This is a genomic window from Deinococcus rhizophilus (assembly GCF_030271215.1).
Taxonomy (GTDB): domain Bacteria; phylum Deinococcota; class Deinococci; order Deinococcales; family Deinococcaceae; genus Deinococcus; species Deinococcus rhizophilus.
On record NZ_JASNGB010000114.1, the window covers coordinates 1 to 9,275 of the forward strand.

Annotated in this window: 9 protein-coding genes; 6 read left to right on the forward strand and 3 right to left on the reverse strand. The window is 71.2% G+C overall.

Annotated features, from left to right (window positions below):
* Positions 1-27: 27 nt before the first annotated feature.
* The 6 genes from QOL99_RS11645 to QOL99_RS11670 all read left to right on the forward strand — a co-directional run bounded on the left by QOL99_RS11645 (position 28) and on the right by QOL99_RS11670 (position 6,098).
* Positions 28-1,140, forward strand: a complete 1,113-nt coding sequence (locus QOL99_RS11645; protein ID WP_285524040.1) for a S1C family serine protease — start codon at positions 28-30, stop codon at positions 1,138-1,140.
* Between the two features lie 112 nt (positions 1,141-1,252).
* Positions 1,253-1,879 carry a deoxynucleoside kinase gene (locus tag QOL99_RS11650; protein ID WP_285524028.1) on the forward strand — a complete coding sequence of 209 codons (627 nt, stop codon included), beginning with the start codon at positions 1,253-1,255 and terminating at the stop codon, positions 1,877-1,879.
* 102 nt (positions 1,880-1,981) lie between these two features.
* Complete coding sequence (locus tag QOL99_RS11655; RefSeq protein ID WP_285524029.1) at positions 1,982-2,605, forward strand: deoxynucleoside kinase; 624 nt, start codon at positions 1,982-1,984, stop codon at positions 2,603-2,605.
* Positions 2,606-2,637: 32 nt separating this feature from the next.
* Positions 2,638-4,104: a UDP-N-acetylmuramoyl-L-alanyl-D-glutamate--2,6-diaminopimelate ligase gene (locus QOL99_RS11660; RefSeq protein ID WP_285524032.1), complete on the forward strand. Its 1,467-nt coding sequence runs from the start codon at positions 2,638-2,640 to the stop codon at positions 4,102-4,104.
* A complete protein-coding gene (locus tag QOL99_RS11665) occupies positions 4,101-4,535 on the forward strand; it encodes an SWIM zinc finger family protein (RefSeq protein ID WP_285524034.1) in 435 nt (144 codons plus the stop codon). The genes QOL99_RS11660 and QOL99_RS11665 overlap by 4 nt, the downstream gene beginning before the upstream one ends.
* A 156-nt stretch (positions 4,536-4,691) precedes the next feature.
* Positions 4,692-6,098, forward strand: coding sequence for an RtcB family protein (locus QOL99_RS11670; protein WP_285524042.1), 1,407 nt, complete (start codon positions 4,692-4,694; stop codon positions 6,096-6,098).
* Positions 6,099-6,123: 25 nt separating this feature from the next.
* On the opposite strand, the gene QOL99_RS11675 is transcribed toward QOL99_RS11670, so the two are convergent.
* Genes QOL99_RS11675 through galE form a run of 3 tightly spaced genes read right to left on the reverse strand, consistent with a single transcriptional unit; the run spans position 6,124 to position 9,163 of the window.
* Positions 6,124-7,461: a M20/M25/M40 family metallo-hydrolase gene (locus tag QOL99_RS11675; protein WP_285524036.1), complete on the reverse strand. Its 1,338-nt coding sequence runs from the start codon at positions 7,459-7,461 to the stop codon at positions 6,124-6,126.
* Between the two features lie 29 nt (positions 7,462-7,490).
* A complete protein-coding gene (locus tag QOL99_RS11680; protein ID WP_326522586.1) occupies positions 7,491-8,195 on the reverse strand; it encodes a nucleotidyltransferase domain-containing protein in 705 nt (234 codons plus the stop codon).
* Positions 8,159-9,163 (reverse strand): UDP-glucose 4-epimerase GalE, encoded by a 1,005-nt coding sequence (gene galE / locus QOL99_RS11685; RefSeq protein WP_285524038.1) that lies wholly within the window; start codon positions 9,161-9,163, stop codon positions 8,159-8,161. Before galE ends, QOL99_RS11680 begins: the two co-directional genes overlap by 37 nt.
* Positions 9,164-9,275: the final 112 nt, after the last annotated feature.

The window sequence follows — 9,275 nt, forward strand, 5'->3', positions numbered from 1 at the left end:
GGGCGGCAGCGCGGGCGGCGGCGGCGAGTGACCACCGCGCTGCGTGCCCTGGCCGCTGCCCTGCTCCTGACCGGGGCGGGAGCCGCCGTCTATTTCACCGGGCACGGGCAGGGCGTGCAGGCGCAGCGGGCGCTCGCCACCACCGACGAGATCAACACGGTCGAGGTGGCGCAAAAGTCGTTGCGGGCGGTGGTACGGGTCGACGCCCGGTTGCGCCGGGAGTTCCTGCAGGCCGGGGACGACCCGGTGGAGACGGGCACCGGCTTTTTCTACAAGTCCAACCTGATCGTCACGAATTACCACGTCATCCAGTACCAGGAATCGGTCAGCGTGACCCTCTACAACGGACGGCGGGTGCCCGCGCGGGTGGAGGGTATCGACCCCGGCATCGACATCGCCATTCTGCGGGTCAGTGGGGTGTCGGCGCCGCGCACGCTGGCCTTCGGGCGCAGCGCCAGCCTGATTCCCGGGCAGAAGCTGATCACCATCGGCACGCCGCTGCGGATTCCCAATTTCGTGGGGACCGGGGTCTTCAGCGTGATGGCGAGTGCCCAGGACGTGCCGCGTGACGACCAGCTCGGGCAGGAGATCGGGCAGTACCTGCTGACCACCGCCAGCATCCAGCAGGGCAACAGCGGCGGCCCGGTCCTCGACTCGCGCGGGGCGGTGGTGGGCGTGGCCGACGCGAACGCGGCGCCCAACCTGTTCGTGCCGGGCATCATCGGCATGGCGATTCCCAGCGACCTCGTGCGCCAGAGCCTCGACGACCTCGAGAAGATCGGCGTGCCCCAGCGCGGCACCCTGGGGGTCACGCTGGAGGACCTCGACAGCCTCGACCCGGCGCTGCGGCAGCTCGCGGGCCTGAGCAGCTCGGAGGGAGCGCTGGTGGACGAGGTCGCCGCCGGGTCCGCCGGGGGCCGGGCCGGGCTGCGCGGCAGCCTGCGCAACAGCCGCGGGCAGCTGCTCGCCCCGCTGGGAGACATCATCGTGGCGGTGGACGGCGTGCGGGTGCGCGGCAGCTACGACGTGACCCGGCTGGTGGCCGCCAAGCGCCCCGGCCAGAGCGTCAACCTGCGGGTGTGGCGCAACAGGAAAAGCGTGAACGTGCGGGTGACGCTGCAGAAACGCACCCTGCAGTGATTGCCGCCTGCTCTGGAGCGCTCTGGCCCGTGCTGGAGCGCCCTTTTCTGGTTGCTGCCCCTTTTCTGGTTGCTGGCCCCGGGCGGCCGGAAGCTCTATGATCCCTGGTGCTATGTACGTCGTCGTCGAAGGCCCCATCGGGGTGGGAAAAACGAGCCTGGCGGGGCGGCTCGCGGGGCGCTCCGGTGCGGAGCTGAATCTGGAAGTCGTGGAGGAAAATCCCTTCCTGGCCCACTTCTATGACTCGCCGGAAGCCTACGCCTTTCAGGTGCAGGTCTTTTTCCTGCTCTCACGCTTCAAGCAGCTCTCGGCGCTCGCGCAGCCGGGGCTGTGGAGCGGGAACGTGGTCAGCGACTACCTCTTCGACAAGGACTTCATCTTCGCGGCGATGAACCTGAAAGACGCCGAGTTCGCGCTGTACGAGGACCTCTACAGCCACCTCTCGCCCCGGCTGCCCACCCCGGACCTGGTGGTGTACCTGCGGGCCGAGCCGGGGCTGCTGCTCTCGCGCATCGAGAAACGCGGGCGGCCCTTCGAGCGAGACATGCAGGCCGCCTACCTCACGGACCTGACCGCCCGCTACGACGAGTATTTCCGCACCTACCCCGGCCAGCTCCTGACGGTCGACGCCAGCCGCTACGACTTCGTGGGCAATCCCGACGACGAACACGCCCTGCACGCCGAGATCGAGGCGGCGCTGCGGGCGGGCCGACCCGTGGGAGAGGGGGCGGTGGTGTGAGGGGGCAGACCGTAGAGCGTGGGCCGTGGAACGTGGACAGCGACGACGCCTTCCCCACGTTCCACAGGCCACATCCCACGTTCCAGCAGCGGAGCCGCTGACATGTACCTCGCCATCTCCGGCAACATCGGCAGCGGCAAGAGCACGCTGACGCGGATGCTCGCCGACCGCTACGGCCTGCGCCCGGTGTACGAGCCTTACGCCGAGAATCCGTACCTGGAGGACTTCTACCGCGACATGCGGCGCTACTCCTTTCACAGTCAGGTGTACTTCCTGTCGCGGCGGCTCGAACAGCACCTCCAGATGGTGACCGGGGCGCGGTACGTGATTCAGGACCGCACGGTCTTCGAGGACGCCAACATCTTCGCCCGGAACCTCTACGAGTCGGGCCAGATGGAGCCGCGCGACTGGGCGACCTACCGGGGACTGTACGAGGGCGTCCTCCCGGCCCTGCGGGTGCCCGACCTCCTGATTCACATCGACGCCTCGCTGCCCACCCTCAAAAAGCGCATCGCCCAGCGGGGCCGCGCCTACGAGAAGGACATCCCCGAGGCGTACCTGGCGGGCCTGAACCGGCTCTACGACGGGTGGGTGCAGGGCTTTGACGCCTGCCCGGTCGTGCGGGTGCCGGGCGACGAGCTGGATTTCGTGCAGAATCCGGCGGCCTTTCAGTGGGTGTGCAGCCGGGTGCAGGCGCAGGGCTTCGGGCTCCCGCTGCTGCGGTAGGAGGCTGGGGCGTCTCTGCTAGCCTCCCTCCCATGCACCTGCCCGAGCTGGCCGCCGCCCTGAACGTCTCCGCCGCCGACCTGCCCGCCGCCGAGGTGCGGGGCATCACCCACAACGCGGCGTGGGTGGAACCGGGGTTCGTGTTCGTGGCGATTCGGGGCGCCCGCTTCGACGGGCACACCTTTCTGGAGGAGGTGGCGGCGCGGGGCGCGGTGGCGGTGCTGGGCGAGGGCTTGCGTGAAGGGCAGACCTCTCCCCTGCCCTACCTGACGGTGCCAGACGCGCGGGCAGCGCTGGCCGACGCGGCGGCGGCGCTGGAGGGTTTCCCCAGCCGCGCCCTGAAGGTTGTGGGGGTGACGGGCACCGACGGCAAGACCACCACGAGCTGGCTCACCCGGCACCTGCTGCGGGCGGCCGGGATACCCACCGGCCTGCTCAGCACCGTGGGCTACGAGCTGCCCGACGGCGTGCTGCGCCACTTCCCCGCGCACTTCACCACCCCCGAAGCCCCGCAGCTGCAGGCCACCCTGCGTGAGCTGCTGGAGGCGGGCGGGCAGGCCGCCGTGCTGGAGGCCAGCAGCCACGCGCTGGCGCTGGAGCGGGTGCGCGGGGTGGAGTGGGACGTGGCGGTCTGGACCCACCTGACCCGCGAGCACCTGGACTTTCACGGAACCGTGGAGGCCTATTTCGCCGAGAAACGCAAGCTGGTGGAACGCGCCCCCTTCGCCGTGCTGAACGCCGACGACCCCTGGACGGCCCGGCTGACCGGCGTCGCCCCCACCGAGACGACCTACTCCCTGGACGGCTCACCCGCCGACTGGCAGGCGCACGGGGTGCAGGAGCGGGCGACCGGGCTGCACTTCCGGGTCACGTCGCCGCTGGGCGAGTTCGCGGCCCACCTCCCGATGATCGGCCGCTTCAACGTGGCGAACGCGCTGGCGGGAATGGCGGCGGCGGCGCGTCTGGGAGCGACGGCACAGCAGCTCGCGGCGGGCCTGGCCTCCTTCGGCGGGGTGCCGGGGCGGATGGAACTCGTGCCCGGCAGCGAGGACGCCCCGCGGGTGATCGTGGACTTCGCCCACACGCCTCCCAGCCTGGCGGGGGCGCTGGGAACGCTGCGGGCGACCACACCGGGGCAACTGTGGGTGGTGATCGGGTCGGCGGGCGGTCTGCGCGATCCCGGCAAGCGGGCACCGCTGGGCGAGGTGGCGACCCGGCGGGCCGACCACGCGGTCTTTACCGAGGAAGACCACCGCGACACGCCCCTCGCGGACATCCTCGCCGAGATGGAGCGCGGGGCGCGGGAGGCGGGCCGGGACAACTTCGTGTCGGTCGGGGACCGCCGGGAGGCCATCCGGCACGCGCTCCGGCAGGCCCGCCCCGGCGACACCGTCCTGCTGGCGGGCAAGGGGGCCGAGGACACGCTGGAGCGCGGGGGCGAGGCCCTCCCCTGGAACGAGGTGGAGGAGGCGCGGGCGGCGCTGGAGGCCCGGCGGTGAGCTTTACCCCGGCGGAGCTGCTGCGCCACGTGTCCGGCAAGGTGCGCGAGCGGGCGCGGGACCTCGTGGGCGAGGTGGAGCGGCGGGAGCGGCGGGAGCGGCAGGGGGACGTGATCCGGGCGCGGGTGCAGGGAAGCCGCCCGGCCCCCTACCGGGTCCGCACCGACCTGAAGAAGGGCGAGGTCACCTGCTCCTGTCCCGACGAGCACAACGCGATCTGCAAGCACGCGGCGGCCACGCTCCTCGTGTTCATGGACGACCCGGCGTCCTTCGTGCCCGCTGCCCCGCCCCGGCGGCTCCCCGCGCTGACGGGCCTGGGGGAAGCCGACGTGGAGAGGTTGCTGGACCGCCTGCACGACCTCCACCCCGACGTGGTGCTGGACTGGGCGCGGGAGCTGACCCACCAGGCCGAGGAGGAGGAGTGGGAGTAAGCCCCGCCGGAGCGCCTTGTTCCTCGCCCCGCCGTCCGGCCGACGTCGCCTCCAGCCTCCGGCGGCATCCTGTGTCCGGCGGGAGGGGGACTTGCATGAATGGACCGGCCCCCCACCCACGGGGTGCCCCACACCGGGCGCGGAGAGGCTGAAGGCATGAACGGCAAACAGATCACCAGACTGGGCTTCGGGGGCCGGGCGGTGGCGCTCGCCCTGGACGCCGCCAAGCTGCGCGAGCGGGCAGGCATCAGTCGCCAGGAGATCATCGGCGAGCTGGCCTCGGTGCGTGACCACCCGGAGGCTTACGTCACCGGGGGCGTCTACGCCGACCTCGCGGCGGAACTGACCTCGCGGGACGCCCGGGCGCGGGCGGCGGCGCAGGCCACGCTGCGGCCCACACCGCTGCCCTACCGGGTCTGGGGCGAGGACCTGATCGAGCCCGGTGCCCGCAGCCAGATGGACGTGGCGATGCAGCTTCCGGTCAGCCGCGCGGGGGCGCTGATGCCCGACGCGCACGTGGGCTACGGCCTGCCCATCGGCGGGGTACTGGCCACCGAGGGGGCCGTCATTCCCTACGGGGTGGGCGTGGACATCGGCTGCTCGATGATGCTGAGCGTGCTGCCCCTGGCCCCAGGTGGGCTGAGTACCGACGAGGCCCGGGGGCTGCTGATGAAGCACACCCGCTTCGGCGCGGGCGTCAGCTTCGAGAAGTCCTTCCGGGGCGACCACGAGGTGCTGCACGACCCCGCGTGGCGCGAGCAGGCGCTGCTGCGGCACCTGCGGAACAAGGCCGCCGAGCAGATCGGCAGCTCGGGCAGCGGCAACCATTTCGTGGAGTTCGGCACCCTGACGCTGGCCGCGCCCGACCTGGGCTTGGAGGCGGGCGACTACCTCGCGGTGCTGTCTCACAGCGGCTCGCGGGGCTTCGGGGCGCAGGTGGCGAACCACTACACCAGGGTGGCGCAGGCCCTGCATCCCACCCTGGACCCCGCCGCCCGCAAGCTCGCGTGGCTGCCGCTGGACACCGAGGAGGGCGAGGGCTACTGGCAGGCGATGAACCTCGCGGGCCGCTACGCCCTGGCCAACCACGACCTGATCCACGCCCGCCTCGCCCGCGCCCTGGGCGTGGGGCCGCTCGCGCAGGTCAGCAACAGCCACAACCTCGCGTGGCGGCAGACGCTCCCGGATGGCGAGGAGGTCATCGTCCACCGCAAGGGGGCCACCCCCGCCGAGGCCGGGCGGCTGGGCCTGATTCCCGGCAGCATGGCCGATCCCGGCTTCGTGGTGCGGGGGCGCGGCAACGCGGAGGCCCTCGACAGCGCCAGCCACGGGGCCGGACGCCAGATGGGGCGCAAGGCCGCCGAGCGGGCGCTGAACAAGCGCGACGTGCAGGCGTACCTGAAGGAGCGCGGCATCACCCTGATCGGCGGCGGGGTGGACGAGGCCCCGCAAGCTTACAAGCGCATCGAGGAGGTCATCGCCCGCCAGCGTGACCTCGTGGACGTGGTGGCCGAGTTCCGCCCCCGCGTGGTGCGGATGGACACCGGGCACGAGGACATCTAGCGGGCGGCCGGAAGCTGGCCGCTTTTCACCCCCGTCCCAGCCCCTCCAGCAGCGCCACGCCGAAGGCCACGCCCTTTTCGAAATGCTCGCGCAGGATGTTCTCGTTGGGCGCGTGGACCCGCCCCCCCACGTTCCCGATGCCCAACGCCACGCAGGGCACGCCCACGAAGGCCCCGAAGGGATGCATCGGCCCGCTGCCGCCGCTGCTGGGATTCACGATGGGGTCGGTGCCGTGCGCCTCCCGCGCCGCTTCCACGCAGGTCCGCACGAAGGGATGGTCGGCGTCGGCTCGGGCGGGCTTCTGATGGGCTTCGAGTTCCACGACCTCCACGTCGCTCAGCCCCTGCGCGTCGAGGTGCGCCCGCAGCAGCGCCAGCACCCGCGCCGGGTCCTGATCGGGCACCAGCCGGAAATCCAGCTTGACAAAGCCCTGGGCGGGCAGGACCGTCTTGCTCCCCTCCTCCTGATACCCGCCGCCCCAGCCGTTCACGTTCACCACAGGGTGAAAGTTGAGCCGCTCGTGGTAGGCCGGGCCGGTGGCGAGCGGCCGGGTCACCCCGTAGGTCTCGCGCACGCTCCCGCCGTCGCCGGGAATCCGGGCGATGGCCTCCCGGTCAGCCTCGGAAGGTTCCCGCACGTCGTCGTGAAAACCAGGGATGGTCACGCGGCCCGCATCGTCCCGCAGCGAGGCCACTGCCCGCGCGAGGCGGTACAGCGGATTGTCCACGACAGCGCCCAGACTGCTGTGCAGGTCACTGTCGGCCACCCGGCAGCGCAGTTCCACGCACATGACCCCCTTGAGGCCCAGGTACATCACCGGCCGCCCCCCGGGGTCGATGGACCCGAACTCCCACCAGCAGCCGTCGGCCCGCAACTCGTCCGCGTGCTCCTCCACGAAGCGTTCCAGGCTGGGGCTGCCCACCTCCTCCTCGCCCTCGATCAGCCAGCGCACCCGCACGGGCAGCCGCCCGCCGTGCCGCTCCCGGACCGCCCGGACCGCCGCCAGCCGCGAGGCGAGCTCGCCCTTGTCGTCCGACGCGCCGCGCCCGTAGAGCCGTCCGTTTCGCTCGGTGAGGATAAAAGGCGGCGTGTCCCACAGCTCCAGCGGGTCTTCGGGCTGCACGTCGTAGTGGTTGTAGATCAGCAGGGTGGCGGGACCCTCGCCCGCCTCGGCCACCAGCACGGGCGCGACCTCGCCGGGATACTCGCGAACGGCAAAGCCCTCGGCCTCCAGCAACCGGGTCACGAACGCTGCCGTCTCGGGCAGCATCCGCCCCTGCGCCGAGACGCTCTCCAGAGCCACCAGGTCGCGCAGGTCCGCGAGGCCACGTTCGATGTGGGGGGTCAGGTCAGATGGAGTCATGGAGGCAGGGTAAGGGATGGAGGCGGGGGTCAGAGCCGTGCCAGCGTCCACCCGGCCAGCTCCCGCAAGGCCCGCACCTCATCCGGGCCGCTCAGCAGGCGGCCCAGCCAGTCCCCTTCGGGCTGCTGAGGCAGCTCCGGCAACACCTCCCACATCCGGGTGACGGCAGGGGGGGGATGGTCATTCACGGCACACAGGGCCTCCGCCAGCGTCCAAAGGGTCGTGCGGGTCAGGAAAGTCGCCTGATCAGACCCCGCCCCCTCCAGCTTGCCCAGGGTGGAGGTCAGCCAGTGCCGCAGCCTGCGCCGCTCGGCCTCCGGGGTCCGGTAGGCCGCCAGGAGGTGCCGGGCCTCGGCCTGAATCCGGGCGAGGTCCCCGCCGGGATCGTGGAGCACGCGGCTCTCGGCCCAGCCCAGGAGGGTCAGCCCGGTCCCCTCCTCCACCTCCTGCCACGCCCGGTTCAGCGTGTGCCCATGCCGCTCGACCAGAAGCCCACCGCGCTCCTGGGCCTCGAAAGGCTGCGCCCCCGGCCAGTAGAGCCACAGGTCGAGGTCGGAGGTGGGCCGGGCGGTCCCCCGCGCCACGGAACCGCCCAGCCGAAGACCTGAAACACCCGCTGCCACGGCCCGTTCCACTTCGTCAGCCAGCAGAGTACGGTGAAGCTCGTGGACCACGAAGGAGAGGTCAGGGTCGCCGCTCACCCCCCGAAGCCGTGCGGGTGCGCCCGGTGCCACTCCCAGGCGGTCCGCACGATGTCCTTGAGGTCGGTGAACTGCGGCTGGAAGCCCAGGTCCTCCACGATGCGGCGGGCATCCGCGACGAGACGGGGTGGGTCACCCGCACGGCGGGGGGCGACCTCGCGTGGCAGGGGCGGAAGGCCGTCCTCGGTGATCACCGCGTCCACGGCGTCAAGCACCTCCCGGACGGAAAAGCCGTGGCCCAGGCCCACGTTGTAGGTCGCGGCCCTGAGTTGTCCGCGCTCCAGAGCCTCCACCGCGAGCACATGCGCGTCGGCGAGGTCCTGCACGTGGATGTAATCGCGGATGCAGGTGCCGTCGGGGGTGGGGTAGTCGTCCCCGAAGATCATCATCTTCCCGCGCTGGCCCAGGGCCGTCAGCGCCGCCAGTTCAATCAGGTGGGTCTTGTTGGCGTGGTCCTCCCCGATCTCGCCGCCCGGCGCCGCCCCGCACACGTTGAAATAGCGCAGCACCACGAAGGGCAGGCCATGCGCCGCGTGAAAAGCGTGAATCATGCGCTCGGTCATCAGCTTGGTCTCGCCGTAGACGCTCTCGGGACGCAGGGGGGCGTCCTCGGGGATGGGGACATGGTCGGTGGTGCCGTACACGGCGGCCGTGGAGGAGAAGACCAGCGGCACCACCCGCGTCTGCACGATGGCCTCCAGCAAATTGAGGCTGCCCACCACGTTGTTGCGGTAATAGCGGCCTGGAGCGCCCATGCTCTCGCTCACCTCGATCAACGCGGCAAAATGAATCACGGCGTCAGGCTGGTGCGCAGCCAGCGCTGCCCGCAGCCCTTCCGCGTCCAGCAGGTCCACCTGTGCCAGTTCTACCCCCTCCGGCAATGCCCCTCGGTGCCCGCTGGTCAGGCTGTCCAGCACCACGACCTCGTGCCCGGCCCTTAGCAGTTGCTGCACCGTGTGCGACCCGATGTATCCCGCTCCCCCGACGACCAGCAGCTTCATACGTCACAGCGTAACAGCGTAATGAATGGCCAGCATACGCAAGGGCCAATAAGCACCACAAAAAATCCCCCACCATGAGGGGTGGGGGGTGGGATGGAGCGGGAGACGAGAT

Excerpts from the sequence above, each read along its gene's own strand:
- QOL99_RS11650 (WP_285524028.1), top strand. The coding sequence starts at position 1,253 with ATGTACGTCGTCGTCGAAGGCCCCATCGGGGTGGGAAAAACGAGCCTG.
- QOL99_RS11655 (WP_285524029.1), top strand. The coding sequence starts at position 1,982 with ATGTACCTCGCCATCTCCGGCAACATCGGCAGCGGCAAGAGCACGCTG.
- QOL99_RS11660 (WP_285524032.1), top strand. The coding sequence starts at position 2,638 with ATGCACCTGCCCGAGCTGGCCGCCGCCCTGAACGTCTCCGCCGCCGAC.
- QOL99_RS11670 (WP_285524042.1), top strand. The coding sequence starts at position 4,692 with ATGAACGGCAAACAGATCACCAGACTGGGCTTCGGGGGCCGGGCGGTG.
- QOL99_RS11675 (WP_285524036.1), bottom strand. The coding sequence starts at position 7,461 with ATGACTCCATCTGACCTGACCCCCCACATCGAACGTGGCCTCGCGGAC.
- galE (WP_285524038.1), bottom strand. The coding sequence starts at position 9,163 with ATGAAGCTGCTGGTCGTCGGGGGAGCGGGATACATCGGGTCGCACACG.